The sequence below is a fragment of the Halogeometricum borinquense DSM 11551 genome, from assembly GCF_000172995.2.
GTDB lineage: Archaea > Halobacteriota > Halobacteria > Halobacteriales > Haloferacaceae > Halogeometricum > Halogeometricum borinquense.
Genome location: NC_014729.1, coordinates 1773979 through 1799785, shown reverse-complemented (window position 1 = coordinate 1799785; position 25807 = coordinate 1773979). Strand labels below are relative to the sequence as shown.

The window sequence follows — 25807 nt, the reverse complement described above, 5'->3', positions numbered from 1 at the left end:
GGTTCCTCGTTCTCTTCGGGTGCGGAACGGCTCAGCGGCGGCTAGTAGAACGCGACGACGGGTGTCGAAGACGCTGCCCGCTCCCGTCAGCCCTGTGATCCGCGGCTTCGTATCGCTCAACCGCCGTCGAGAGGGTGTCGGCGAGGAGGCGGACGGCCGCCTCGTGGTCCGCCCGCGGCGCACGAAGCGACATCGGCGAGGTACCGAGCAACCGGTACTCCGCGAACTCCTCGGCTTCGATGAGTCCTTGTCCGACGAATTTCTCCGCGATGAGTACCAAGAGCGCGTGAATGTGGACGATTTCGTTCTTTCTCATAGCAGTTCGATAGGGACTCAATCGGGGTGAATATTGTGTCATGTGAAAACACCAACCATGATAAGATTGCCAACATGTCAGTGGTAAATGGGGAAAGGAGTATATGTTCCGACCAAAGAGTCACTACAACAACGTCTGCACGTTCACACCTCCCCGGCCGTACGCGGCGGTGCGGGCGGGCGAAGCCCTAGTTGCAGACGGACGACGACGAAGCGAGCACACATTCCATGGGAGATACCACAAAAACAATGGAGGACTCTACGAGGCGCGGGGGAGACCGACTTGATGCGGACATCTACGAACATCTCGAACGGATTTCAGACGCAGTGTTTGCTGTCGATCCCGAATTCCATTTCACATATCTGAACAGTAAGGCAACGGAGTTGCTGGACCGCGACGCCGACGAACTCATCGGAGAGACCATCTGGGATGAGTTTCCGGACGCAATCGGCTCGACGTTCCAAGAACAGTACGAACGGGCGTTCGAGGAGAAAGACCCCGTCACGTTCACCGAGTACTATACGCCCCTCGACAAGTGGTTCGAGGTGAGCGCCTACCCGTCGGAGACCGGGCTCACTGTTTACTTTCGGGACGTAACCGACCGGCGAAAGCGTGAGGAACGTCTCGAACGCCAGCAGGACCGTCTCGACATCTTGGAAACGTTCACACAGGTGATAAGCGAGGTGAGTAGCGCAAGCGAGAACGCCGTCTCGCGCGACCACATCGAACAGTTAGTCTGCAACCGCCTGATCGAGACGACGCCACTGAGATTCGTCTGGGTCGGCCGCGTGGACGGCGACGACATCGAGCCGTCAGCATGGGCAGGTGCAGAACAGGGCTCTGTCGAGGAGTTGCCGGATGACAAGATGATCGGACGAGGGCCTGCAAAATGTGCCGCCGCCGAAAACGAAGTCCAGATCACGTCGAGTATCGAGGACAGTAGCGGCTGGGAGCAGTGGCGAGCGGAAGCTCTCGAACACGGGTTCAACGCGTGCGCGTGCGTCCCGTTGGAGTATCGCGGCGCGAACTACGGCGTGCTCTGCCTGTACTCGGACCGTAAGGGCGCTTTTGGTACCCAAGACGGACCGACGGAGTCGCTACAACAACTCGGAGACGCCGTCACGCATGCAATCGACACCGTCGAACGCCGGCAGGAGGAACGCGAACTGAAGCGCCGACGCGAGGAGTTCAGCACGTTCGTCGAAGACGTCGAAGAGTACGCGATCTTCCGACTCGACGCTGACGGGCACATCGCCAGTTGGAATCGGGGAGCCGAGGATATCGAGGGGTACAAAGAGTCTGAAGTGCTCGGAGAGCATTTCTCGCTGTTTTACACCGAATCGGAGATCGAAGACGGCCATCCCTCGGAAGTGCTCGAAACGGCGCGGCGAGACGGGCAGTGCAAAGACGAAGGGTGGCGGGTCCGCAAGGATGGCAGTCAGTTTTGGGCGTCCGTGACGCTCACCGCGCTCAAAGACGAAGACGGGTCGTGTCGCGGCTTCGTCAAGGTTATCCGAGACATGACCGAGCGAAAACGGCGCGAACGCCGCCTCGACGCCGTCTTCAACCGGACGTTCCAGCTGATGGGGTTGATGAAACCCGACGGGACAGTACTGAAAGTAAACGACGCCGCCATCGAGTTTTCCGGAGTTGAACGGGAGAAACTGGTCGGCAAACACCTCTGGGAGGAGACGTGGTGGGACGCGAATCAAGAAAACGTCGATGAAATGAAAGATGCCATCAGATTGGCGTCTACAGGTGAGTTCGTCCGGTACGAGGTCACAGGGGAAGACCCAGATACTGGAGAGGAGTTCGTCATGGACTTCTCTATCACGCCGGTCACGGACGAACGGGGTGAGGTCGTACTCCTCGTTCCGGAGGGGCGGGACATCACCGAGCGAAAACAGCGCGAACGGGAACTCCGCCGCGAGCGCAAGCGACTGGAGTTCATGAACCGCATCCTCCGGCACAACCTCCTCAACGGATTGAACGTCGTCAGTGCCCGTTCGGAAATTCTCCAAGACTTCGTAGACGATGCCGGCCGAAGTCACCTCACGACAGTTCGGGAGCGTGTCGGTGAGATGGTAGATTTAGTGGAAACGATGCGGTCGTTCACGAAAGCCATCGTGGACAGCGAATCCCACGAGTTAAAGCTGAAACCGCTGGGGAAGATTCTGGTGCGCGAACTCGAACGTCTCGACGACGACAACGACGAGGTGATGATTACCACCGACGGGCCGATACCCGACGTGGTAGTGGTTGCAGACGACTTACTTCCGCAGGTGTTCGAAAACGTCCTCTCGAACGCCGTCCAACACAACGATAAGGCCGTTCCACGCGTCTCCGTCAGTGTCGAACAGCGCGGAGATGGAGCGGTAGCAGTCCGCGTCGCGGACAACGGTCCGGGAATCCCCGACGAGGAAAAACAGCGAATCGTCGAGAAGGACGTCGAAGGACTCGCAACACCCGGAAGCGGGTTTGGACTCTACCTCGTCAAGGAACTCGTTGACAGTTACGGCGGCACAATCGATGTGAGCGATAACGACCCTGAAGGTGCCGTATTCACCATCACGCTCCAAACGACCTGATCGATATTTCTCGGATTACTTACATTCGACGATATCGCTGGCTGAATAAATTCCGGTACGGCGGGAGGCAGATATATACCCATGGGGCAAGTTCGAAAACATGTCAACATGTCCACTGAAAGGGCGCTGGGCGAGGAGGAAGACAAACGCTCAGCGACGCCAGTTGTCCTCGTCGTAGACGACGACGAGGACCTCGCGGACACCTGCGTATACTGGCTCCAAGACGACTACGACGTTCGCGCCGCGTACAGCGGTGAGGACGCCTTAGCGGAAGCTGACGAATCCGTTGACGTGGTCCTCCTCGACAGGCGAATGCCGAAGATTTCGGGAGACGACGTTCTGGACGCACTCAGAGAACGAGGACTCGACTGTCACGTGGCAATGATGACGGCCGTCGAACCGGACACCGAGATCGTCGATATGCCGTTCGACGACTATCTCGTGAAGCCGGTGACGAAGACGGACGTTCGCGAGGCAGTCAAGGAACTAGTCGTCCGTTCGGAGTTCGACGAGGAAGTCCGGGAGTTCTTCGCACTTGAATCGACCGAACAAGCCCTCAAATCGCGTGACAACGAGGACCTCCGCGACCCCGAGGTTCTGAAACAACTCCGCGAACAGGTTGAGGAGGTTCGGCGTGGTCACGAGAACGAAATCGCACGACGGCAACGCCAATTGGACCGTCTCCATCATATCAACGATCTACTCAGGGAGGTCGATAAGGCGCTTGTCGATGCGACGACGCGTGAGGAGATAGAGAGAGCTGTCTGTGAGTCGTTAGCGTCGTTCGATACCTACACCGCCGCGTGGGTTGCCCGGTACAGCGACACGGTCGAGACGATCAGTTGCCGAACTGCCGCAGGTGTCGCGCCACCGGTGTTCGACGGGCAGATAGGTTCTCTGACGCCACGTATCCGTTCTGCGTTACAGGACCGTACCGTCGAACTGATCGATGGCATAGACCCCGACCACTTCGAGGCAGTGTTCACGTCTGATCGAACGGAAACACCGGATGTCACGCCCGAGGGACTTTCGACCGTCGTCGTTCCCATCGCATACCGGGAGACGGTGTACGGCGCACTCGTCGTCTACACCGATGACAACGTGACGTTCGGCGAGGACGACCGAGCGGTGTTTGACGAACTCGGCGCAACTATCGGACACGGTATCAACGCCGCCGAATCCAAACGCCTGCTCTACAGCGACACTGCGGTCGAACTGGAGTTCACGCACGAGGACCGAGGAGACCTGTTTGTCGATCTGTCGGCAGTTGTCAACGGACGCGTCTCGTTACAGGGGTTCTCACCGGCGACCGATGGCGGAATCTCCTGTTATACGAGCGTCGAGGAGGCCGCCGCGGAGGATGTCCTCGAATATCTCACCGCTCACGAGGACGTCCAGCACGCACGAACCATCACAGACACACCGGAGAAGTCACTGTTCGAGGTTCGTGTCGATGCATCGACGGTATTGGTGCCCCTCATCGAGTTCGGTGCGAGCGTGGACACCTTGACCGCGATGGGCGGAGAAGGGTCGCTTGTCGTCACCGTCTCGCCGGGCGCGGACCTCCGGGTCCTGAACGACACCGTCCAGTCGGCGTTCCCAGCGGTCGGAGTGGTCGCAAAGCGAGAGGTCGAACGGTCCGTCCAATCGACGGAAGCGTTCAAGCGCGAACTGGAAGACAAACTCACGTCCAGACAGCACGACGTGTTAGAGACGGCGTTTGTTTCCGGGTATTTCGACTGGCCGCGCGGGAGTACGGCCGAAGAAGTCGCCGAATCGCTCGGTATCACCGCGCCGACGTTCCACGAACACCTCCGTGCTGGCGAGAAGAAGTTGATGCAGACGTTCTTCGAAGAAACTGCAGAGTCGCTGACGACCAACGGCCGTTCGAGCGCTGATTCTGCGAATCGCCACTGACGAGTGAATCCGAAATCGGGATCACGGAATTACTCGCCAGTAAGCAACAGTACAACGGACCGAGTGAACGGTGTGGCTCCGACACAACACAGTCCAACAGGTCAGTGCTGTGCTGATTCCGATGCGGCGGCGGCGAGGTCGGAGACGACGCCCAACAGTTCGGTTTTAGAAATCGGCTTTGTGAGGTAGGCATCGAAACCGAGTTCATCGACTTCCGAGCGGAAATCGTCGGTACTCGTCGCCGTGAGAAGCGCCGCTTGCGGATTCGCACTCATCTCGTTCAGTCGCGCCATCACGTGCTCTCCTGAGAGACCGGGCATGTGCCGGTCGAGGAGAACGATGTCTACGGAGGGACCAAATTCTCTGAGTGCCTCGTGGCCGTCGTATGCCGTCCGGACGCGGTAGCTGTCGGACAGCCACACGGCAATGCTATCTGTCAGGGCAACCTCGTCGTCTGCGACGAGGACGGTCGGGCGCTTGAGGGGCACGTCAGCGGCAGTGAGGGTCATAGTTCCGATGAACACATCGGATGTCAGCGGTCTGGTTGGCCGATACCCATCCACCAGACGGGAGTCGGAAGTGAACGTGGACGGTTGCGCGCCGATACAGGAGCGGGGTCTGTCACGCGTCGTTCATTCGCTGGAGGTTCTCGTCACCGCACTTGACGCACTCGGTGACGCGATACGGCTCGCGTGAGAACTCCTGGTTGGTTTGCTTCGTGCTTTCAGTTTTCAGTTCAATCGAGACATTGTGCGGAGTTCGTACGCCACAGATATCACAGTACTCCGTCAACTCCGTCAGTCCCGTTTCGCTCTTCGACATTATGGTTCGCCATCTACAGATACCAGTTTCACTGGCATAGACAACCGGCCTAAGCCGTTAGGGACGGGCCGAACCGGTCCGAAGAACAGAACAGGTCACTTCGAGGAGGCGGCTTCGGCGCGCGGTACCTCTTCGTCGTATTTGTCGCGGAACTCCTGGATGAGCGTCCCCATCTTCGCGTACCAATCGTTGAGCATCCGCTGCATGTCGTCGGCGACTTCGTCGGGGTCCGTCGGACGATAGACGTGGTAGTAGCCGCCCTGGTCGTAGTTGACCTGCTCTTTCTGGACGAACCCTGTCTGCAAGAGCCGTTGGATGGCGCGGTACGCCGTCGAACGTTCGCGCTCGACGCGATCAGCCACCTCGTCTACGGTCAGCGGTTCGGCTGATTCGACGAGCGTGCGAAACACCAGTTTGTCCAGTTGCTTGAGGCCGTGAATGCACTCCAAGAGTCCTTCACACTCCATATCCGCTTGGAGATACTCGGCCATCGAGTCGGGCATACTCGTGATACGTTGGTGGTCCGCGCTCAAAAGGGTTTGTTTGAACGGTGCAACACTGTCCAAACCGCTCCGTTCGACAGTCTTCAACCACTCGACTGTCTTTCGCCGTTCGACTGCCCTCCATCGCTCGACTGCCTTTCACCGCTCGACCGCTCTCTACCGTTCTGGATGGAAGGATGCCGCGCCAATCAGTCAGCAGTCGTCGGCGCTGCCGCGTCGCGCTCCGAGAGTGCGGCCCGAAGATACCCCTGTACGTACGCGCCGACGAACATGCCGCCGATAGCCCAGAGGATGGGCACGTTGCCGACACCGAGACTCGCGTAGGCCGCCCCCGGACAAATGCCGGACAGGCCCCAACCGACGCCGAAAACGGTGCCGCCGACGAGGACGTTCCGGTCGAACGATTTCTCGCGACGCTCGTACGGCCGGCCCGTAAGCGGTGCGCCTCGGTGGAGTCTAACGCCGACTGTGAAGACGACCGCGGTGACGGCGGCGGCCCCGCCCATCACGAAGAGGAGTCCGAAATCCTCGAACTGCAGGAAATCCAAGACGACCTCCGGTCGCGCCATCTGACTCAGGCCGAGTCCGAACCCGAACAGCACGCCGCCGAGGAGGATAACGGGCAGGAACAACGGATGTGTGTTCTCACTCGTCACGGCGACACCCCCAGTGCGGCGACAAGTTGCGCCGTCCCGATGGCGAGGAGCATGAACGTGGCAACGTTGACGAACGAGGTGTTTGACCCGGAACCGATGCCGCAGACGCCGTGACCGGATGTACAGCCTTTGCCGAGTCGCGTCCCGACGCCGACGAGCGTGCCGCCGAGGAAAAGACGCCACGGTTGGACCTGCGTGGTCCACCCGCCGGGGCCGAGCGTAACGGTGTAGAGAGCCGCACCGAGGACGATTCCGCCGGTGAAGACGACGCGCCAGTCACGAGAGCGGACGTACTTGCCCCGATTGAAGCGGGGGAGATCCGAGACGTACGAGAGCGTCGATTCGAGGAACGTACTCGCCCCAGCGATAATACCCGTCGAAAGGTAGATGACGGAGACGCCGAGGCCGATGAGGACGCCACCGAGAGCGTAGTCGATCCATCCGTTCGGAAAGAGGTCACCGACGACAACGAGCGGCACGGTAGCGCCTGCGGCGGAGAGTGAGAGTCCGACCATCGAGGGTCAGATGGTGGATTCAGCCGCGCAGTTGTTCGGTCCCAGTTCGAGCGTAAACGCCTCCTCGTCGTTCACGTCGGTCTGACCGAGGTTCGTCTCGATGATTTCTTCGTAGTTCGCTGGACGCGGTGGCATGTCGGCAAGGACGTACTCAACGAACGAATCGCGGTCGTACCGGAGTGCTTCCATGTGTGCAGTCAGTTCTCCGAGGGAGGCCGTATACGTACCGTCTACGGACGTGGCTGTCGCACTGGCAGTGTGAGCGGGGGCGATGCGCGTCCCGTCGGAGAGCGGGAGAATCCGCTCGTGAATCGTCTCGTACAGCGTCCGCGCCGCGTCGGTCGCACCCTCGGAACCCGCCTCTAAATCGGGGCGAGCAACGCTATCTGTGAACAGGCCGTCACCAGTGAGAAGCACGTCGCCGACGAGCAGGGAGGTCATGCCGGAGGTGTGACCGGGGGTGTGAATCACCTTGATGTCCGCGTCACCAAGGGTGATCGTGTCGCCGTCTTCGACTAACACGTCCACAACGTATGCGACACCGCGGTCCGCAGCGGTCGCCGAGAGAACCGTCTTCGCACCCGTCTCGGCGGCGAGTTCGCGGAGTCCGCTGATGTGGTCGGCGTGGACGTGAGTGTCGATGACGTACTCGATGCTCGCGCCGTACTCGGCCGCGTCTGTCACGTACCGGTCAGTAAAGGCACGCAGTGGGTCTACGACCGCCGCTTCGTCATCGGAGACGATGAGGTAGGCCAGACAGCCGCTCGACGGCCGGTAGTACTGACCGACGATGCCGTCGAAGTCGGTGTCGAGTTCGGTGTATTCGTAGAGTCTCGCCCACCCTTCCATGCCGTCTTCGAGGGCGACAGCGTCGTATCCCGCGAGGCGGAGTTTCCCGGCGACGAACTCGCTGGTGTGGCCTTTCGCACAGAAGACGACGAATTCCTCGTCGTCTGGGAGGCCCGCGACGAGTTCGTCGGTGAGTTCTCCGTCGAGATAGTTGTCGTACGGCCGGTTGACGTACGTCACCGAGTCAGCGTCGATACGCCACTCCTCGTGTTTGGCCGGTGGCCGGGTATCCAGCAGCATGAGTTCCTCGCCGTCGTCGAGGCGAGACTTCAGCGTCTCCGCCGTTATCTCGGGGACATCGGCATCGAGGTCAGGGAGGTCTGGCAGGCTCATTGGTTACCGAGAATTACCGGACATGCGGCCTTAAGGATTTCCAAGGTTGTGGGACCACAGCGAAATACTGTCTCGGAAACGCCTCCGTATCTGTCGGCTGTGCTGTTGTTCAAACCAAGGTGACTGTTTTCAGCGCGCCGTTCGTGTCTAATGAGTTCGCTCATCGATTCCCTTCGGTGGTGCGATATTGTCCAGTGAAGGCAACGCATTCGTGGGAACCGAACTGCGATTGACAAACTGACGTAGTTTGAAGAGGGATGAATTTAACTGCGATTGCGTGAACTTCAGGGGGATGAACGTGAGCGTTCGCAGAGTCCTTCTCGCACTCTGCATCGTCGTCTCGCTCCTCGCTAGCGGCGGAACGGCGTTCGCGGCCGACACGACGATAGACGAGACGCAGACGGTCGAGCGCGACGGAACCAACGTCCGGCTAACGCTCACCTACGACATCCCCGACTCCGTCACGGAACTGACGGTCGAAGTGCCTGCCCTGTCAGGTGGGGACTACGAGGTAGCGCGGACGGCGCACGTCGAACGACTGAACCAGACGCGGTTTAAGTGGACTGACGGCCCAGACCCCGTCATCGTCCTCACAGCCCACATCTCCGACCCGCCGATTGAGAGGGTCCAATCGGTCGTCGGAGCCGACGACTGGGCGTTCGCCGCACTTCCCCAGACGGGGCTGTCGTGGCGATACCGTGGTGACTCGGTTTCAGCGACGTTCGACACCGCAGTCAGTGGAGAGGGATACGCCTCGGAAACGTACGCGTATCTCGGCCCGCACCGGTTCGCGTCTCGGACAACGGACGGTCCCACGGTGACGGTCGTCGCCGCGCCGAACACGACAAGTCCCGAAGCGATGAACGAGACGGCCGACCACTTGCAGACGCTCGCCACCGAGTTCGATACCGGCTTCCAGTACGACGAAGTTGTCACGTTCATCCCGCCGAAATCGGCGTTTGGACCCTCTGATCTCGCCGGACGTGCCGTCAAGCACACGATACTCCTCCGGCCGCGGTCGGTCGGCACCGACACCGTCGGCAACGTCGTCAGCCACGAGTACGTTCACACCCGACTGGGTGCCTTCTTCGGGTCAGCCGAATGGCTTCGAGAGGGTTCCGCGCAGTACTACGGCGCGCTCCTCTCAGTGAACGCTGGTGTCGGTTCGTTCGAGGAGTTTCACTCGTACGTGACCACAGACAAGTACGCGGACTCGGGTGTCGTCCTCCGCGATACCGAAACGTGGAACAGCAAGTTCGTCCCCTACCAGAAAGGAGCGCACGTCCTCGCGGCACTGGACGCGGAGATTCGAGTGCGGACAGACGGACAGCAGACGCTCCGCGACGTGTTCGAAAAGCGGTCCGAGGAAAGATACGGCGAACTCCACGACCACGAGGACTTCCGGCGGGCCGTCGTGGACGTGACTGGCGACGGTTCGATGGCCGACTGGGTTGACACCTACGTCGGCACTAACGCCACTCCGCCGGTCCCCGACGACCCGTCCCTGTACGTGAATCACCCCGACGCCGATACCGACGGCGACGGGATGACGGACGGCGAGGAGGCAGCGCTCGGAACTGATCCGTTCAGCGCCGACACCGATGGCGACGGACTCAGTGATGCTGTGGAACTCGCCGGTGCGACGAACGCGACACTTGCCGACACGGACGCCGACGCTCTGGACGACGGCCGGGAGTCCGAACTGCCGACGAACGCGACGCTCGCGGATACGGACGGCGACGGTGTGGTGGATGGACGAGACGACTACCCCCTGAACGCGGAGCACACGACGGTGACGCCGGTTCCGCGGTCAACGGAGACCGAATCGGTCGCTACCACCCAGTCGGAGCCCCCCCCGGACACCACGCCGCGGCGGTACGGCTTGGAGAAGTGGCTGTTCGAGCTAGGCCTGCCCTCGGACGAAACGGCACAAGGCGTTGCACTCGTCGTGCCCGTCGTCGTGTTTCTCCTCATCGCGGTGCGACTGGCTCACTGAGCTACAAAGGGAAAACGGGGGTTCGGTGGGTCGCCGTGACGGAAATTCGAGGCGAAAGCCTCGCACTGCAGCGCCGAGCGGGTGTTAATTCGACTGCCGGTAGATGAGGTTGCGCTGAATCTCGTTTGCACCCTCGTAGATGACCGGGATGCGCACGTCGCGGTAGACGCGAGAGATGGGGTACTCGTTGAGAACGGAGCGGCCACCGTGAAGTTGCATGCCGCGTTCGGCGCACATCATCGCCGTCTCGGTGGACTTCGTCTTCGCCGACGCCGCCCAGAAACCAGCGTTCTCGCCGTTTGCAACCTTCTCCGCAGCGCGCCAGTTGAGCGAGCGGGCCGCCTCGAACTCCATGCGCATGTCTGCGAGGATGTGCTGGGTGGACTGGAAGTCAGAGATGTTGCGGCCGAATCCCTCGCGCTCGTGGACGAACTCCCACGTCTCCTCGATGGCGTGTGCGGCGAGACCGATGCCGTGTCCGCCGACGACGACACGGCCGTGGTTGAAGAAGTCCGCGAGCATGTAGAATCCACCGCCGGGCGTGCCGATGACGTTCTCCTCGGGGACAACGCAGTCGTCGAAGACGATGTGACCCTGCTTAGATGCGCGCATCCCCATCTTCTCGGGGATGTGTTCGGCTTCGTAGCCCTCGGTGTCCGTCTCCACGATGAACATCGTGTAGTTCGAGTACCGGTCGTCGGTGTCGCCCGTCTTCGCGTAGACGGTCAGCCAGTCGGCTTCGACGGCGTTACCGACCCAGTACTTCTCGCCGTTCAGCACCCAGCCATCGTCCGTCTTTTCGGCCGTCGTCGTCATACCAGCCATGTCGGAACCGGTTTGGGGTTCCGAGACGGCCAGCCCCGAAATCTGCTCGTTCTCGGCGACCGGACGGAGGTACTTCTCCTTCTGCTCTTGGCTTCCGTAGTCTTCGACGATTTCACAACCGAACGAGGCGAGCATGAGCGTCAGCGCGATACCCGCGTCAACGCGGTACAGTTCCTCGTTGATAGCGAGAATCTGGAGGAGGTCGTAGCCCTTGCCGCCGTACTCTTCGGAGATGTCTTGGGCGACAAGCCCCGCGTCCATACCTGCTTCGAGGATGTCCCACGGGTACTCGCCGCTCTCGTAGTACTCCTCTGCCTGGGGGCGAATATGCTCCTCAGCGAACTCACGTGCGGTCTGCTTTACGTCCCGGGCGTGTTCTGGGACGATGCTCTCGTCGAGAAGGTCCATGGTCTCATATAGAATTGTAAGGTAAAATAATCCATGGAACTGTGGAAACCTTCAAACGAGTTTTTCGTTTCAAAGATAGGATACTGTCTGCGCGAGTCAGTCGTTCGCGTCAGGTGCGGCGTCGTCGGGTGTTTTTCCTTCCACGAGTGACTGGTCGTCGTACTGCTCTCGGAGTACTTTCTTGTCGAACTTGCCGGTGGCCGTTTTCGGCACCTCCTCGATGAACACGACTTCGTCGGGTGCCCACCACTTCGGGAACTCGTCTTCGACCATCTCGATGAGTTCCGCTTTCAGGCTGTCCTCGTCGGTTCCGCGGGTCGGCACGACGAACGCGACGGGTCGTTCCTGCCAGCGTTCGTGCGGCACGCCGACAACGGTAGCTTCGGCGACGTTGTCGTTCGCCATCAGCGCGTTCTCCAGTTCGACGGAGGAAATCCACTCCCCGCCGGATTTGATAACGTCCTTCGCGCGGTCAACGATCTTGACGTAGCCCTCTGGGTCTACAGTCACCACGTCACCCGTCTTCAGCCACACTCCGGACACTTCATCCGCCGACTGCCCGCTCGCTCCGCCCGCGGGAACCTCGAAGTCCTCCTCGTTCGCTTCGGGGCGCTCGAAGTATTCGGTCGTCACCCACGGTCCGCGAACCCACAGTTCACCGAAGTCCTCTCCGTTCCACGGAACTTCCTCGCCGTCGTCGTCCACGACGCGCATCTCCAGTCCGGGGACGAGAAGCCCCTGTTTGGCCTGCTTTTCGTACTGCTCTTCTTTTGGCAGTGACTCCATTCCGGGTTTGAGATTTGCGACGGTGCCGAGCGGTGCCATCTCGGTCATCCCCCACGCGTGTGTAACCGTCACGTCGTACTCCTCGTCGAAGCGACGGATGACCGATTTCGGGGCCGCAGACCCACCGATCACGATGCGTTCCAACGAGGACATGTCGGCGTCGTTCTCCGCCAGATACTCGAGCAGACCCAACCAGACGGTCGGGACGCCAGCGGTAATCGTCACGCCCTCTTCCTCGATGAGAGTTGCGAGGTCTTCGGGCGTCGGCGACGGGCCGGGGTAGACGTGCTTTGCGCCCGCGGCGGTCGTCGAGAACGGGAACCCCCACGCGTTGACGTGAAACATCGGCACGACGGGCATCACCACGTCCGACGACCGAAGGTCGAGACCTGCTTCCGGAAGCGACGCCATCGTGTGCGACCACAGCATCTGCTGGGTGTACTCGACTCCCTTCGGCTTTCCCGTCGTCCCGGAGGTGTAGCACATCCCCGCCGGTTGCTCCTCCGGTAAGTTCGGCCAGTCGTAGTCGGTCTCCTCGCCGCCGACGAACGATTCGTAGTCGGTGACGTTCTCTAGCGGGGTGTCGGGTACCTCACTCCCCATCACGACGAACTGCTCGACTGATTCGAACGCGTCCTCGTCGTACGCCCCTGCCAGTTTCTCCACCAGCGACGGGTCCACGAAGAGAAGTCGGTCAGCGGCGTTCTCTACGATGTACTGGATGTGGTGGTCGGGGAGAAGCGGGTTGATCGTGTGTAGTTGCGCACCCATCGACGGCACGGCGAAGTACGCCTCGAAGTGGCGATGGTGGTTCCAGCAGAACGTCCCCACGCGGTCGCCGTCTTCGATACCAGCGCCCGCAAGGGCGTTCGCCAACTGGGCGACCCTCGCGCCGTACTCGGAGTAGGTGTAGCGCTCTCTCCCCTCATGTGTTCGCGAGACGACCTCGCGGTCGGGGAACATTTTCTGTGCGCGCCAGAGAAACGGTCGGAGCGTCTGGTCAGTTGCACCAGGCATACCACCCACAGAGGAACTCAACTGTAATTATCGTTTGTGAACTGTTCGCGCTACACAGATGAGTTGGTATCAATAAACAATCTATCAGTTATCGGTGTTGGAAGATGACTGTGTGCCGTCGGCCCGTGCCTCAGTGTTTGTCCCTAAATCGCCTTCAGCGTCCGTCTCGTCTACTTTCTCGTCGTTTACTTTCTCGTCGTCTTCGGCTTCTTTCTCTCCCGCGTCGTCTTCACCACTCACGCTTCCCGCGTCCCCCACGTCTCCCGCCTCTCTCTCATCCGATTCGTCGGTGTCTCCTGCAACCGCTTCACGGCGCTCGATAAGTTGTTCGCGCACCGCCTCGCGTTCGACGGTCCCCGAAACGGTCCGTGGAAGTTCGTCTGCGAACGCGATAACGCGCGGAATCTTGAACCCGGCCAACTGTTCCCGTGCGAAGTCCCGGAGACCGGATCTGTCGAGTTCGTCGGTGTCGGAGACAACGAGTGCAGAGACACACTCGCCCCACTCAGCGTCGGGAATACCGACGACAGCCACGTCGTGGACATCCGGGTGCGAACGAAGTACGTCTGCCACCTCGCCGGGGTCCACGTTCTCGCCGCCAGTGACGATACGGTCGTCCACACGGTTGAGGACGTACAGACGGCCCCCTTCGTCCACGTAGCCAACATCGCCCGTGTGGAGACCGCGTTCGTCGAACGCCGCCGCCGTCGCTTCGGGGTTGTTGTAGTACCCCGGCGAGACTGTTGGACCGCTGACGACGAACTCACCCGTCTCGCCCGGCGGCAGTCGGTCGCCGTCCTCGTTGACGACGGTCACGTCCGTCCAGAACAAGGGACGGCCGACGGTACCGACGTGGTCGAACGCCTCGTCCGGGCGGGCCGTCGCCACCTGCGACGAAGTCTCGGTCATCCCGTACGTGGGATACACTGGAATAGAGTAGTCGCGGCACCGCTCGACGAGTTCGCGCGGAGCGGGCGCGCCGCCGAGAAGGACCGTCCGGAGCGACGACGCGAGGGTGCCGCGACTGTCGAGCATCCGCCTGAGCATCGTCGGGACGAGCGAGACGGCAGTCACGTCGTAGCGGTCGATGTCGTCGGCCGCCGCGCCGGCGTCAAATTCGTCGCGGAGAACAACGGTCATCCCGTACAGCGGCATCCGGAGAACGGGGGCGATACCGCCCATGTGGTGTAGCGAGAGCGTCACCAACCAGCGGTCGTCGGGATCGAATCCGAGACGGAACATGGAGGCGGTTGCGCTGGCGAGGAGATTCCCCATCGTGAGTTTCACTGCCTTCGGCTCCCCCGTCGTCCCCGACGTAAAGAGGAGGAGTTGCACGTCCGCAAGCGACCACGAAGCGGGCGGTATCGGATCTGGAAGGACTGACGTGAGAGACACCACCTCCGTCGTCGTCGTGGACTCGACGCTGAGAAGCGGCACATCGTCGGTGGCTTCGACAGCGCGGGCTTCTGTCTCCGCGCCGCAGACGAGAACCGTCACGTCCGCCGTCTCGATCTGCTCTGCGAGTTCCCGCGCAGTGAGTCGGTCGCCCAACGGTACGAGCGTCACGCCGAGTCGCATCGCCGCGTGGATCAGGGTGACGTACTCCACGCGCGGTTGGAGAACGACGCCGACGTGATCCCCCGGCGCGACCCCGAGCGCGACGAGTCGGCCCGCCATCTCATCGACCATCCCGTCTAACTCGGTAAAGTCCCACGCCTCACCAGTTACGGCTCGCACGAGTGCCGTCGCGTCCGGCGACGTTCGAGCGCGGTGAGAGAGCCAATCGCGCATCGTTCCCTCCTCACGGGGCGGGGTAAACTACTTTTCGTGATTCGGCGACCCGGTTCGGCCGCTCTTTGAGAATTCGGTGCTCATTCGCGCGAGCCGTCGGATGAAGATCGAATCAGCTCTTGTATGTCCACAATACCGTCAGCAAAGAGGTACGCGGGGACGAGAATCATCACAAGCAAGGCGACAAGGTAGGCGAGCGTCGAGAAGAGACTCATGGGGAACACGTCGCCCAAGTCCGTGTTCACCACGACGACCGAGACGAGAAACAGCGTGAGCAGATTACAGAGTTCGTTCCGATCCATGTTCGACAACTCAGCCGTCTGCGATAAAATGTTTCTCGTCTGTAATAACGTGTTTCTGTGGATCACTCCGTGCGACGATAGCTCAGTGCGAGACGAACTCGACGAGCACGCCGCCCGTCGATTTGGGGTGGAGAAACGCCACGTCGTGACCCCACGCACCGGGGCGTGGTTCGTGGTCGATGAGTTCCACGCCCGCACCGCGCGCCGTCTCCAGTGCGCCCTCGATATCGTCGGTGTGGAGGGCGACGTGATGGATGCCGGGGCCGTTGTTCTCCAGATACCGCCCGATTGCGCCGTCCTCGTGCGGTTCGAGCAACTCGAAGTACCCGTCTTCCAGTTCGAGAAAGAGGACGGTCATCCCATCGAACTCCTCTTCGTGCGCGACGGGCGCGTCGAACAGTTCGGTGAACAGGGCTGCGAGACCGGTGGCGTCGGCGGTGGCGACGCCGAGGTGGTCGAACTCCATCGTGCGTGTGGTCGTCAGGGGAACGAATAAATCCGCAGGCTGTGCAGTCAGTACGCATGCTCTCCACCACAACCGAATCGGTCCCCGGCCGCGAGGTCGTCGAGGTACTCGGCGTCGTCCGCGGCAACACGGTCCGTGCGCGCAACGTCGGCAGAGACGTGACGCAGAGCCTCCGAAACCTCGTCGGCGGCGAACTCAACTCGTACACCGGCCTCATGACCGACGCACGAGACGAAGCCGAAAAGCGAATGCAAGAAGAAGCCGAGGCAGTTGGCGCAGACGCCGTCGTCAACGTCCGCTTTACCACCTCCGACGTGGCCCAGAGCGCGGCGGAGATTCTCGCCTACGGGACGGCCGTCCGACTCGCTGACGAGACGACAAGCGACGGAGCGGGCGAGGTCACGAAGTCGGACAACGCCGACGCACCGGGGCGTCCCGACGCGTGAGATGACCCACACCGGGGTCGTCGGGACACTTCGGCACGCGGCGACGAGTCGCACCTCGCTCGCAGTTTTCGCCCTGCTCCTCCTCATGTGGGGAGGGTTCGAAGCTCGCGTCGCTCCCGGTGAACTGTTCTTCCCGTTGTTTCCCGCGTTCGCTGTCGCGTTCTTCTTCGACACCGTAGCGTACAACCAACTCGGCCTCCGCCTGCCGTGGCTATTCTATCCGCTGGGTACACTCTTCCTTTACGTGGAAGCGGTACTCGTCGGGGGTATCGTCCGGTGGGTGCGCGGCCGAAATGGAGCGTCCAACCGACCGGACGACACCTGAGTCAGTCATCCAGCGGGACGAACCGAGGGCTGGCTCGGGAGTTCCGGGCATCGCTTAATTGACATCCTCCTCCGACTGAAGCCGGAGGAATCCCGAGCGTTGGGATATTACGGTTTGCAGGCTCCCTGTTCTCTCGTGTTGAACGACCCGCTCTCGCGGTCGAACAGGAAGACTCCGGGCTGTGCCAACCAGCCGTTACTCATATCCCCTGTTGGGGGACTCTGAGTTATCTTTCGTCGGATATTCACCGCACCGTTCACGTCTGCGTTCATCGTCGTCTCGCACGACGAACAGACGTACAACCCACGCTCCACACGGTTGCTATCCCGAATCTTCCCGCAACACGAACACGTCTTGCTCGTGTTCTCCTCGTCCACACGGTCAACGAGGATGCCGTATTCCTCGGCTTTGTATTCGAGCAGATTCGTGAAGCGGTTGAACTCCCATCCGTGGAGTTTCTTGTTCCCCGACGCACCCCAGTTCCGCGAATCGCCGTTCTCATCCTCTCGGATGTCACTAAGGTCGCCAACCGCTATCTTCTCCACGCCTTCTTCCACACACCGCTCAACGATGTGTTTGCTGAGGGTGTGAAGGAAGTGGTCTTTGCGTCGGGAGAGTTTCTGTCGAGCCTTCCGCGCACGTTTCGACGGGCCGTTCTCGCCTTCGGTCTGGTACTCCTCGCGGGTGAAGTAGTGCTTGTCCTCTTTCAGCACGTTCCCCGGATATAGTTCGCTCTCGCCATCTTCGTAGTCGATGGCGAGGTAGTTGCTGATACCGAGGTCGATACCCGCCGTGTTGTTTCCGGGTGCGTCTTCGACTGGAATCTCTTTCTTACAGACGAGGTGGAGTTCCCACTCGTCGCCGTTCCAGACGGCACGCACCTGCTGGATGTTCTCGACTTCTACGTCGGGGCGGGTTTCGTACTCCGCGAGGATGAAGTCAGACCGACTCTCTTTCAGGTTAAACCCTTTCGAGAGACGGAGTTGACCGTGCTTGTCGTCGTGCTTGATGGCTCGTTTCTTCCACGTGATGGTGGAGCGCGGGTGGTCGTCGCCACGTTTCCGGTAGCCCGGTGGGTTGTTGCCGTCGTCGGAGTTGTACCAGCCAGTGAACGCCTCAGCAAGTTCTTCGAGAACTCGCTGACTTGACTGCGAATGAAGGTCACTGTAGCGTTTGTGGTCTTTCAACTCCGATTTGAGTTCGGCTTCGCCGGGTATCTCGTCGTCTTCGTCCCACCGTTGTTGGATGTAGTAGCGACCGACGTTCCACAGTTTGGATGCGGAGAACCCGCACTGGTCGAGGTCGTCACGAACCTGTTCGTGGTTCGTAATGCGTGCGACGTAGGTGCGGGTGGTTTCCAGCATCGAACTGTCTTCATAACATGTTATGTGAGAACGAGTATTAAAATCAACGACCGGACGTTGAATATCCGGTTGGAGTGTAGTCGGTGGATTGGCGGTCAGAGTGTCGGATTCATCCCGCGCCTAAAGGCCCGGGTATTCTCCTTGCTCTTTATAATCAACTGGCTAAAAAGGCTGTTCTGGACTGCGGGACCGTGCGGTTACTCGCTGGACGAGTGGGCGACAGTGACTTCGACGCCCGCGCCGGGGACGCGAACCGTCGTCTCGCGGGCAGCAGCGCGGTCTATCGCCCGACCGACGGCGGTGGTCACCATCCCGACGGCGGTGACGATGGCCACCGAAGCGGTCACCGCGGCGGGGTACGACGCGACAACGAGGGCGGCGACGAATCCGACGACGATGCCGAGTTGGACGGCCGTTGAGGGGTCCGCGCAGCGGCGAGATGCCTCGGTGTGAGGGGCTGTGAGGGGTGCGGACGGGCTGTGACGGTCTGGTGCGTCAGAGTGTTGGCGTGACATGTGTGTGTCGGGTGTGACTCGTCTCGTCTGCAACTGCGGACAGTTCGTCGGTCGATGCCGTACGACCGATAGTGTGGCAACGTGCAGAGACGACGAAGCGTTTGTTCGAGAACTGGACGGCGACGCGGGAGACGCCTCGCTGGCGATGTGGCCGCGTCGAAAGAGAAACGGCCGGCGCACCGTGGGCCGACCGCCTCTCGTCTGGATAGTGGAACGACGGGCGGCGGCCCGAACACGGTACGCGCAGTTAGGTACGGCAGTGCATCGTACACCTACTAAAAGAATGTCAGATGATCAACCTTTCTGAGACATGTGAACATTCAGCATCGCCCGGGAGCGACGGTAACCGCCTCAGGTCGAGGGGCGGTATTCTCCGAACACATCGCGCAGCGCGTTCGAGATTTCGCCGACGGTGGCGTAGACTTTCACGGCCTCAACGATAGGCGGCATGAGGTTCGCATCGCTGCGAGCGGTATCTTTTATCGCAGCAAGTGCGGCCTCGACTTCCTCGTCGTCACGCTCGTCTTTCACCGCTTGCAGTCGTTCTTTCTGCCGTTTTTCGTCCTCTTCGTCCACGTCTTCGATGTCGGCGTCGGGTTCTTCGTCCACCTGATACTCGTTGACGCCGACGATGATTCGCTCGCCGTCTTCGATCTCCTGTTGGCGTTCGTACGCCACGTCCTGAATCTGCCGCTGGACCCACTGAGACTCGACGGCGTCCAGCATCCCGCCGCGGCGGTCCACTTCGTCCAGAATGTCGAACGCTTCTGCTTCGAGTTCGTCGGTGAGCGACTCGACGTAGTAGCTCCCAGCGAGGGGATCGATCGTGTCTGCGGCACCCGACTCGTGGGCGAGGATCTGCTGCGTTCGCAGAGCCGTCCGAACAGATTGTTCGGTCGGAAGCGAGAGTGCCTCGTCCTTCCCGTTCGTGTGGAGGCTCTGCGTCCCCCCGAGGACGGCCGCGAGCGCCTGATAGCCGACGCGGACGACGTTGTTCTCGACCTGTTGGGCCGTGAGCGTCGAACCGCCAGTCTGCGTGTGGAACTTCAACTGCTTCGATTTGGGGTTCTCCGCACCGAACCGGTCCTCCATAATCTTCGCCCACATGCGGCGGGCGGCGCGGAACTTCGCCACTTCCTCGAAGATGTTGTTGTGCGCGTTGAAGAAAAAGGAGAGCTGGGGGGCGAAGTCGTCCACGTCGAGTCCGGCGTCGAGGGCGGCTTGGACGTACTCGATGCCGTCACCGAGCGTAAACGCGATTTCCTGTGCCGCCGTCGAACCCGCCTCGCGGATGTGATAGCCCGAAATGGAGATCGTGTTGAAGTTCGGTGTCTCCTCTGCGCAGAACTCGAAGATGTCCGTGATGAGTCGCATCGACGACTCCGGCGGATAGATGTAAAGGTTGCGCGCGATGTACTCCTTCAGGATGTCGTTCTGGATGGTGCCGCGGAGTTGCTCGCGCGGAACGCCCTGCTTGTCGCCGATGGCGATGTACATCGCCAACAGAACCCCCGCGGGAGCGTTGATTGTCATCGAGGTAGAGACCTCATCTAACGGGATGCCGTCGAAGACGACTTCCATGTCTCGCAGCGTGTCGATGGCAACGCCCGCCTTGCCGACTTCGCCCGCCGCCATCGCGGCGTCGGAGTCATATCCCTTCTGCGTCGGCAGATCGAACGCCATCGAGAGGCCCGAAGACCCGTTCTCGATGAGGTAGTTGAACCGCTCGTTCGTCTCGGCGGCGGTCCCCATCCCGGCGTACTGTCGCATCGTCCACAGGCGGCCGCGGTGCATCGTCGGGTAGACGCCGCGCGTGTACGGTTCCTCGCCCGGGAAGCCGACGTCTTCGCAGTAGTTCTGGTCAGCGATGTCGTCGGGCGTGTACAGCCGATCAACCTCCTGCCCGCCCGTATCGGTCGTGAACTCGTCTTCACGCTCCCCGAAGCGCTCCAACGTCGGCGAGAGCGTCTCCTCCTCCCACTCCGCCTTCGCCTCGCGGATTTGATCCAACTCGTCGGGGTCGAACATGGTCGAAAATGAGGGTGGGTGGCGACTTAACAGCGTGGATTGGACGGAGCGTTCGCCGTGACTCCGAGGTCGAGACTGACAGACGGGAGTACGCTGACATACCCGCGTCTCGAACAGCGACTATGGACGACTTGAGTCGATACCTGTCCGGACTGGCACCTGAACACGATGACGTACAGGCGGAGATGGCCGACTACGCCGCCGAGGAGGGATTCCCGGTCGTCGGGCCCGCTGCGGGCGGCACACTCCGCGTCCTCGCCCGCCTGACCGATGCTGAGTCCGTCTTCGAGTTCGGCTCCGGATTCGGCTACTCAGCGACGTGGTGGGCGCGCGGAATGGCCGGCGGACGCGTCGTCCTGACCGAACACGATCCCGATGAGCTCGATATGGCCCGGGAGTGGCTTTCTGCCGGCGAATATCCCGTCTCCTTCGACTACCGCGACGGCGACGCGCTCTCTATCGTCACCGAGTACGACGGGCCATTCGACTGCGTCCTCGTCGATCACCAGAAAGAACGCTACGTCGATGGATTCGATGAAGTTCGTGAGAAAGTCGCACCCGGCGGCGTCGTCGTCGCCGACAACGTCATCCGCGGCCCGGCCGATTTCGACACCCTCGTCGGTTACTCTGAGGGCGAACCGATACCCGACGACGCCTCCGCGTCTACGCGCGGTATCGCCGCGTACCTCGATGCCGTGCGCGCCGCACCCGATTTCGAGACGACGATACTGCCCGTCGGGAGCGGATTGGCCGTCAGCGTCCGCACCGAGTAGTTACAAACGCGACGACCGCGGCGCTTCGCCACCCTTTTTGCCGCCGGGGGCCGTCCCTGCGAGTATGTTTGGCGGAGGCGGTATGAACCCCCGGAAGATGAAACAGATGATGAAACAGATGGGCATCGACGTGACGGAACTCGATGCCGAGGAGGTCGTCATCAAGACGGCCGACGAAGAACTCGTCTTCACCGACGCGCAGGTCACGCGCATGGACGCGCAGGGCCAAGAGACGTATCAGATCGTCGGTCAACCCGAGTCGCGCGAACTCGGGAGCGGTGACGACGCGTCAGCCGTCGAGTCGGCCGACGAGTCGTCCGACGTGGGCGGTGACGAGGAGATTCCCGAGTCTGACGTGGAACTCGTCGCCCAACGCGCTGGCGTCGGCAAAAGCGACGCGCGCGAAGCGCTGGAAGCTGAAAACGGCGACTTGGCGGCCGCCATCTCGCGCCTCGAATAAGTGTACCTGCTCGTCCACGAGGACCGCGAGTACCTTCGCGCGCCCGGCGACGAACTCCAGACCGATCTCGGCGTCCTAACCGTCCCGGAAGATGCCGAGCCCGGCGACACCGTCGAGACACATCTCGGCGAAGAGTTCGTGGTCCGACGACTCCGCGGTCCCGATCTGTTCAATCACCTCGAACGAACCGGCGCACCGATGATGCCGCGTGACATCGGCCTCATCGTCGGCCACACCGGTGCGGCCGCGGGTGACCGCGTCCTCGACGCCGGAACCGGAACGGGCGTCCTCTCGGCCTACCTCGGCCGGATGCACGCCGAAGTCACGACGTACGAGCGCGATCCCGACTTTGCCGATGTCGCCCGCGAGAACATGCGCCTTGCGGGCGTCGAGGAGTACGTGGACGTTCGCGCCGGCGACGTGACCGAGGAACTCGATTCGGTGGCCGAAGAAGGACCGTTCGACCTCCTGACGCTCGATACCGGCGACGCCGCTGACGTGGTCGCCCATGCGCCTGAACTGCTCCGCTCTGGCGGCTACGTCGCCGTCTACTCGCCGTTCGTAGAGAACAGTCGTGCTGCCGTCGAGGCGGCGCGCGAGGCGGGACTGAACGAAGTGGAGACGTTCGAGACCATTCAACGGCGGATGGACTTCGAAGAACGCGGCTCACGCCCGTCCACAGCCGGCGTCGGCCACACGGGCTACCTCGTCTTCGCACGGTACGAGTAACCGTCACTGGGTTCGTCACTCGACCGAGCGAATCATCTCTAACAGCTCTTCTCTGTGCGTTTCGGGTGCGAGAAACGTCTCTACGGTGCCATCCAGCACGCCGCTTTCGACTGTCAGTGGGTATGCACCACCGGCCAACAGAAAGCCGCCATCTGTCGGCCACACCGCAAGGCAACCCTCGGCGGTCACGTCTACTGATCGCTCCGCGTCGGTAGTCATCACGACGTGGGCGCGATACTGCGTCAGATCTGCTTCAGACTTGCCAACAGCGAACCGACGGGAGTCGGTGGTCTCCACGTCGTGGAAGCCTCGTTCTCGCAGTTGGCTGACGAAGCCGTCGTTTGCGCGTTCGGTGACGTATCGGGAGAGCGTCCTCGACATACCCGTCTTCGGGCGAAAGCGAAGCCGACTGGCGAAGAAGAACCGCCACGTCCCATCCATCCCGGTACGGTCACGAATCGTCTCGCGGAGACGGGTGTCTTCGAGAACAGTTGTGTGAGCGCGGACCGTAACTACCATCGCGTTGAACATTGTCTCCGTCTCCGAAGACGTCTGTTCCCAGCCGTCAGGGATGGGAACATCGGGAGTATACCGCCCAGTCGTCGGCATATCTGTCATAGGTTCTGAAAGAACTTAACTCGGACTGTCGGAGAGAAAGATCTCGTCGGTGACGACGTTCAGATCAGTCGGTACTCACACGAAGACGTTCGATTGCTGTTCGTTCCGAGAGTGGGACAACCCGCCTTTCTCAGTGGTCGTCCTCGCGCCACTTGTGACTGCACTCGACACAGGTGAAAAAGCGCGTCTCGGACTCGTCGGCGGAGCGAATCTGTTTCATCTCGTAGCGAGCGCGGTCGTGACCGCATTCGGGGCACTTCACCGTTGTCGTTGGACCGATCTCGGCGTCGTCAACATCGGACATGTCAACGATTTCCGAGTCCTCCCGAGAAGCTGTCGAGGTCATGTGCGATTCCTGTGCCGCGTCTCGTGCCTTCTCGAATCCACAACTACCACAGACCCAGACACCGCCGTCTGTCTTCATCATCGAACCGCATTCGTCGCAGAACTCCATTGTTACCTGAGGCAGTCGCTTCTCACACTTAAGCGCCGGGGAATGCTCCGCCTGGAAGTGGTGTGGTAGCCGAACCGCTCAGGCGTCTCCCTCCGACTGCCCGGGCTCGCCGATAGCTTCGACGGGCATCACGTTCTGCAGTTCCTCGTACAGATCGCCCGACGAGGTGAACGAGTCGCTCCCGACCTCGGAGACGAGTTCACCGAGGTTCGCCTCGCCATCGGCCATGAGAATCGTCACATCCGCGAGTTTGGTAGCCGCGTCGTCCCTCGTCAACGGATACGAGAGGTCGTCGAGTCGGTCCCCCATACGGCTCAGTTTGATCCGTTCGTCCATAGTTGAGCATTGCCGTCAGTACAGTTATGGTTGTGGGTGAGTCACACAGATGAGGGTTGTTCGACGGGCGGGATTATCCAAACTGATATTCAGCGTGTGAGGTTTATTATGCGCGGGGAGTCGTTCTTTTCCATGAGGGGCTTGCTTAGGAAGTTACGGGCGAAAGGAGAACGGGACGAGGAGACCGCCGAGCGACGAACCGATGGTGGGGTCACCGTGGACGAAACGTCGGATGATTCGAGCAACGCGAGCGATTCGAGTGACGGAAAGGACACGTCAACTCGGTCGAGCGGTGGGTTTCATCCGAATACCGACGCGGAAGACGAACTTGAGCGACTGCGCTACGAACGGGATTACTGGCGCGGCCTCTTCGAGCAGGTCGTCAATAATATTCCGCAACCCGGCTTTGCCGTAAACGACGACCACGAGTTGACCTACTTTAACGATACTGTCTCAGAGCTATATGGGCGAGGCGCGGACAACGTTATCGGACGCGACGCCTACGAGGTGTTTCAGACCGAAGGGAAAGACAAAACGCTCGCCCAGACTGCCGAACAAACGGGCGACGTGATTCGTGAGGACGATTACAGGGAAGTCCCGACGGCAAAAGGAACGCGCTGGGTTCGCGGGATGGCGATCCCATTTTTCGCACCGGACGGAGAGAGCGTCGGTGCAGTCGAAATTGTCGAAGACGTGACGCCAGTTGTCAAACAACAAAATCAAATAAAGAAGGCACAGGAGACACTCTCCGAGGAAGTCACGGACACTGTTGACCAGGCGACGGATGTCACAGAACGCGTCGGCGATGCGGTCCACGAAGCATCCTCGATGGCTCAAGAGCAGGCCGAGAATATGGAGGAGGTGTCGGGCGAAGTCGGGTCGCTCTCGGCAACAGTCGAGCAGATAGCCGCCTCTGCCGACGAGATAAACGAACGCTCCGAGGAGGCCGAACGGTTGGCGGCCGAAAGTACTGAGGCCGGCGAACGCGCCGTCGGACGGATGGAAGACGTTGCCGAAAGCGGTGAGGAGGCCGCAGAGCAGACGCGGGAACTCGCAGAGCAGGTGGCCGAAATTGACGACATTGTCGAGGTCATTAACGACATCGCCGATCAAACGAACATCCTCGCGCTGAACGCGAACATCGAGGCGGCGCGGGCGGGCGAGGCGGGCGAAGGCTTCGCTGTCGTCGCAAACGAAGTGAAATCGCTGGCGAACGAGGTGCAAAACGAGTCCGAGCGCATCGAGGAGATTATCCACGAAACCCGCGAGGACGCCAGCGAGACGGTCAACAGCATCGAAACGGTTACTGACGAAGTCCGTAGCAGCGCCGATGCGGTTCGGGAGATGGTTGACAACCAAGAGTCGATTCTCGACGCGGTGAACGCGACGTCGACCGGCATGGAAGACATCGCTGGCGCGACGGACGATCAAGCCGTCCGGACCGAGGAGGTCGCGAGCATGATCGATACCGCCACCGAACGGTCGAAAAAGGTCGCAGAAGAAGTCGAAACCGCCGCGGACGCGAACGCCGAACAAGTCACGCTCGTCGCCGACATCGCATCGGCGATGGAGCGACTCGAATCGGCTGTCGGCGAGTTGGACTCTGATTCGGAGGCGAACGTCGGCGAGGGCAACATCGGACACAGTGGCGGGAGCCACGCCGAATAGT

At 61.0% G+C, this 25807-nt stretch carries 28 protein-coding genes; 10 read left to right on the top strand and 18 right to left on the bottom strand.

Annotated elements, in window-relative coordinates:
- Nucleotides 1-31: 31 nt before the first annotated feature.
- Nucleotides 32-316: a UPF0058 family protein gene (locus tag HBOR_RS09030; RefSeq protein ID WP_006057103.1), complete on the bottom strand. Its 285-nt coding sequence runs from the start codon at nucleotides 314-316 to the stop codon at nucleotides 32-34.
- A 248-nt stretch (nucleotides 317-564) separates the two neighbouring features.
- Between HBOR_RS09030 and HBOR_RS09025 the strand changes: the two genes are divergently transcribed.
- Together HBOR_RS09025 and HBOR_RS09020 are read left to right on the top strand one after the other, a co-directional pair.
- A complete protein-coding gene (locus tag HBOR_RS09025; RefSeq protein ID WP_006057104.1) occupies nucleotides 565-2904 on the top strand; it encodes a sensor histidine kinase in 2340 nt (779 codons plus the stop codon).
- A gap of 108 nt (nucleotides 2905-3012) precedes the next feature.
- Nucleotides 3013-4821 carry a bacterio-opsin activator domain-containing protein gene (locus tag HBOR_RS09020; RefSeq protein WP_013440607.1) on the top strand — a complete coding sequence of 603 codons (1809 nt, stop codon included), beginning with the start codon at nucleotides 3013-3015 and terminating at the stop codon, nucleotides 4819-4821.
- A gap of 101 nt (nucleotides 4822-4922) precedes the next feature.
- Here HBOR_RS09020 and HBOR_RS09015 read toward each other — a convergent pair whose 3' ends face one another.
- Nucleotides 4923-5330 carry a response regulator transcription factor gene (locus tag HBOR_RS09015; protein WP_006057106.1) on the bottom strand — a complete coding sequence of 136 codons (408 nt, stop codon included), beginning with the start codon at nucleotides 5328-5330 and terminating at the stop codon, nucleotides 4923-4925.
- A 7-nt stretch (nucleotides 5331-5337) separates the two neighbouring features.
- Here HBOR_RS09015 and HBOR_RS19995 point away from each other — a divergent pair, with 7 nt between their 5' ends.
- Nucleotides 5338-5517, top strand: a complete 180-nt coding sequence (locus HBOR_RS19995; RefSeq protein ID WP_162531012.1) for a hypothetical protein — start codon at nucleotides 5338-5340, stop codon at nucleotides 5515-5517.
- Here HBOR_RS19995 and HBOR_RS20520 read toward each other — a convergent pair.
- The 5 genes from HBOR_RS20520 to HBOR_RS08990 all read right to left on the bottom strand — a co-directional run bounded on the left by HBOR_RS20520 (nucleotide 5443) and on the right by HBOR_RS08990 (nucleotide 8499).
- Entirely contained in the window at nucleotides 5443-5643 is a 201-nt protein-coding gene (locus HBOR_RS20520) for a DUF7835 family putative zinc beta-ribbon protein (RefSeq protein ID WP_006057107.1), read from the bottom strand. The two genes, HBOR_RS19995 and HBOR_RS20520, sit on opposite strands and share 75 nt — an antisense overlap.
- A 95-nt stretch (nucleotides 5644-5738) precedes the next feature.
- Complete coding sequence (locus HBOR_RS09005) at nucleotides 5739-6146, bottom strand: helix-turn-helix domain-containing protein (RefSeq protein ID WP_006057108.1); 408 nt, start codon at nucleotides 6144-6146, stop codon at nucleotides 5739-5741.
- A 188-nt stretch (nucleotides 6147-6334) separates the two neighbouring features.
- Nucleotides 6335-6802, bottom strand: coding sequence for a YeeE/YedE family protein (locus HBOR_RS09000; protein ID WP_006057109.1), 468 nt, complete (start codon nucleotides 6800-6802; stop codon nucleotides 6335-6337).
- The gene (locus HBOR_RS08995) at nucleotides 6799-7317 is read right to left on the bottom strand and encodes a YeeE/YedE family protein (protein WP_006057110.1); all 519 of its coding nucleotides are present in this window, start codon (nucleotides 7315-7317) and stop codon (nucleotides 6799-6801) included. Before HBOR_RS08995 ends, HBOR_RS09000 begins: the two co-directional genes overlap by 4 nt.
- 6 nt (nucleotides 7318-7323) lie before the next feature.
- Nucleotides 7324-8499, bottom strand: a complete 1176-nt coding sequence (locus HBOR_RS08990) for an MBL fold metallo-hydrolase (protein ID WP_006057111.1) — start codon at nucleotides 8497-8499, stop codon at nucleotides 7324-7326.
- A 292-nt stretch (nucleotides 8500-8791) separates the two neighbouring features.
- On the opposite strand from HBOR_RS08990, the gene HBOR_RS08985 reads away from it, so the two are divergent.
- Nucleotides 8792-10495, top strand: a complete 1704-nt coding sequence (locus HBOR_RS08985; RefSeq protein WP_006057112.1) for a M61 metallopeptidase family protein — start codon at nucleotides 8792-8794, stop codon at nucleotides 10493-10495.
- Nucleotides 10496-10579: 84 nt separating this feature from the next.
- Here the strand turns inward: HBOR_RS08985 and HBOR_RS08980 are convergent, their stop codons facing one another.
- The 5 genes from HBOR_RS08980 to mce form a co-directional block, all read right to left on the bottom strand.
- Entirely contained in the window at nucleotides 10580-11728 is a 1149-nt protein-coding gene (locus HBOR_RS08980; protein WP_006057113.1) for an acyl-CoA dehydrogenase family protein, read from the bottom strand.
- A 96-nt stretch (nucleotides 11729-11824) separates the two neighbouring features.
- The gene (locus tag HBOR_RS08975; protein WP_006057114.1) at nucleotides 11825-13531 is read right to left on the bottom strand and encodes a long-chain fatty acid--CoA ligase; all 1707 of its coding nucleotides are present in this window, start codon (nucleotides 13529-13531) and stop codon (nucleotides 11825-11827) included.
- 84 nt (nucleotides 13532-13615) lie between these two features.
- The gene (gene menE / locus HBOR_RS08970) at nucleotides 13616-15322 is read right to left on the bottom strand and encodes an o-succinylbenzoate--CoA ligase (RefSeq protein ID WP_006057115.1); all 1707 of its coding nucleotides are present in this window, start codon (nucleotides 15320-15322) and stop codon (nucleotides 13616-13618) included.
- An 80-nt stretch (nucleotides 15323-15402) separates the two neighbouring features.
- A complete protein-coding gene (locus HBOR_RS08965; protein ID WP_006057116.1) occupies nucleotides 15403-15624 on the bottom strand; it encodes a hypothetical protein in 222 nt (73 codons plus the stop codon).
- An 82-nt stretch (nucleotides 15625-15706) separates the two neighbouring features.
- Nucleotides 15707-16090, bottom strand: coding sequence for a methylmalonyl-CoA epimerase (gene mce / locus HBOR_RS08960; protein WP_006057117.1), 384 nt, complete (start codon nucleotides 16088-16090; stop codon nucleotides 15707-15709).
- 56 nt (nucleotides 16091-16146) lie between these two features.
- Between mce and HBOR_RS08955 the strand changes: the two genes are divergently transcribed.
- Together HBOR_RS08955 and HBOR_RS08950 are read left to right on the top strand one after the other, a co-directional pair.
- On the top strand, nucleotides 16147-16536 hold the full coding sequence (locus tag HBOR_RS08955; protein WP_006057118.1) for a YbjQ family protein: 390 nt from the start codon (nucleotides 16147-16149) through the stop codon (nucleotides 16534-16536).
- Nucleotide 16537: 1 nt separating this feature from the next.
- Nucleotides 16538-16861, top strand: coding sequence for a hypothetical protein (locus HBOR_RS08950; RefSeq protein ID WP_006057119.1), 324 nt, complete (start codon nucleotides 16538-16540; stop codon nucleotides 16859-16861).
- Nucleotides 16862-16968: 107 nt separating this feature from the next.
- Here the strand turns inward: HBOR_RS08950 and HBOR_RS08945 are convergent, their stop codons facing one another.
- The 3 genes from HBOR_RS08945 to HBOR_RS08935 all read right to left on the bottom strand — a co-directional run bounded on the left by HBOR_RS08945 (nucleotide 16969) and on the right by HBOR_RS08935 (nucleotide 20768).
- Nucleotides 16969-18225, bottom strand: coding sequence for an RNA-guided endonuclease InsQ/TnpB family protein (locus HBOR_RS08945; RefSeq protein ID WP_013440605.1), 1257 nt, complete (start codon nucleotides 18223-18225; stop codon nucleotides 16969-16971).
- Between the two features lie 197 nt (nucleotides 18226-18422).
- Complete coding sequence (locus tag HBOR_RS08940; RefSeq protein WP_006054964.1) at nucleotides 18423-18740, bottom strand: hypothetical protein; 318 nt, start codon at nucleotides 18738-18740, stop codon at nucleotides 18423-18425.
- A 351-nt stretch (nucleotides 18741-19091) separates the two neighbouring features.
- Nucleotides 19092-20768: an acyl-CoA mutase large subunit family protein gene (locus HBOR_RS08935; RefSeq protein WP_006054963.1), complete on the bottom strand. Its 1677-nt coding sequence runs from the start codon at nucleotides 20766-20768 to the stop codon at nucleotides 19092-19094.
- A gap of 122 nt (nucleotides 20769-20890) precedes the next feature.
- Between HBOR_RS08935 and HBOR_RS08930 the strand changes: the two genes are divergently transcribed.
- From HBOR_RS08930 to HBOR_RS08920, 3 genes are all read left to right on the top strand, one after another.
- Nucleotides 20891-21541 carry an O-methyltransferase gene (locus HBOR_RS08930; protein WP_013440604.1) on the top strand — a complete coding sequence of 217 codons (651 nt, stop codon included), beginning with the start codon at nucleotides 20891-20893 and terminating at the stop codon, nucleotides 21539-21541.
- A gap of 64 nt (nucleotides 21542-21605) precedes the next feature.
- Nucleotides 21606-22001, top strand: coding sequence for a nascent polypeptide-associated complex protein (locus HBOR_RS08925; RefSeq protein WP_006054961.1), 396 nt, complete (start codon nucleotides 21606-21608; stop codon nucleotides 21999-22001).
- On the top strand, nucleotides 22002-22730 hold the full coding sequence (locus HBOR_RS08920) for a methyltransferase domain-containing protein (protein ID WP_006054960.1): 729 nt from the start codon (nucleotides 22002-22004) through the stop codon (nucleotides 22728-22730).
- A gap of 15 nt (nucleotides 22731-22745) precedes the next feature.
- Here the strand turns inward: HBOR_RS08920 and HBOR_RS08915 are convergent, their stop codons facing one another.
- From HBOR_RS08915 to HBOR_RS08905, 3 genes are all read right to left on the bottom strand, one after another.
- Complete coding sequence (locus HBOR_RS08915) at nucleotides 22746-23339, bottom strand: hypothetical protein (protein WP_241432339.1); 594 nt, start codon at nucleotides 23337-23339, stop codon at nucleotides 22746-22748.
- A 139-nt stretch (nucleotides 23340-23478) separates the two neighbouring features.
- Nucleotides 23479-23802, bottom strand: coding sequence for a transcription factor S (locus HBOR_RS08910; RefSeq protein ID WP_006054958.1), 324 nt, complete (start codon nucleotides 23800-23802; stop codon nucleotides 23479-23481).
- A gap of 78 nt (nucleotides 23803-23880) precedes the next feature.
- Nucleotides 23881-24138 (bottom strand): DUF5789 family protein, encoded by a 258-nt coding sequence (locus HBOR_RS08905; protein WP_006054957.1) that lies wholly within the window; start codon nucleotides 24136-24138, stop codon nucleotides 23881-23883.
- A 132-nt stretch (nucleotides 24139-24270) separates the two neighbouring features.
- Between HBOR_RS08905 and HBOR_RS08900 the strand changes: the two genes are divergently transcribed.
- Nucleotides 24271-25806: a methyl-accepting chemotaxis protein gene (locus HBOR_RS08900; RefSeq protein WP_241432338.1), complete on the top strand. Its 1536-nt coding sequence runs from the start codon at nucleotides 24271-24273 to the stop codon at nucleotides 25804-25806.
- Nucleotide 25807: the final 1 nt, after the last annotated feature.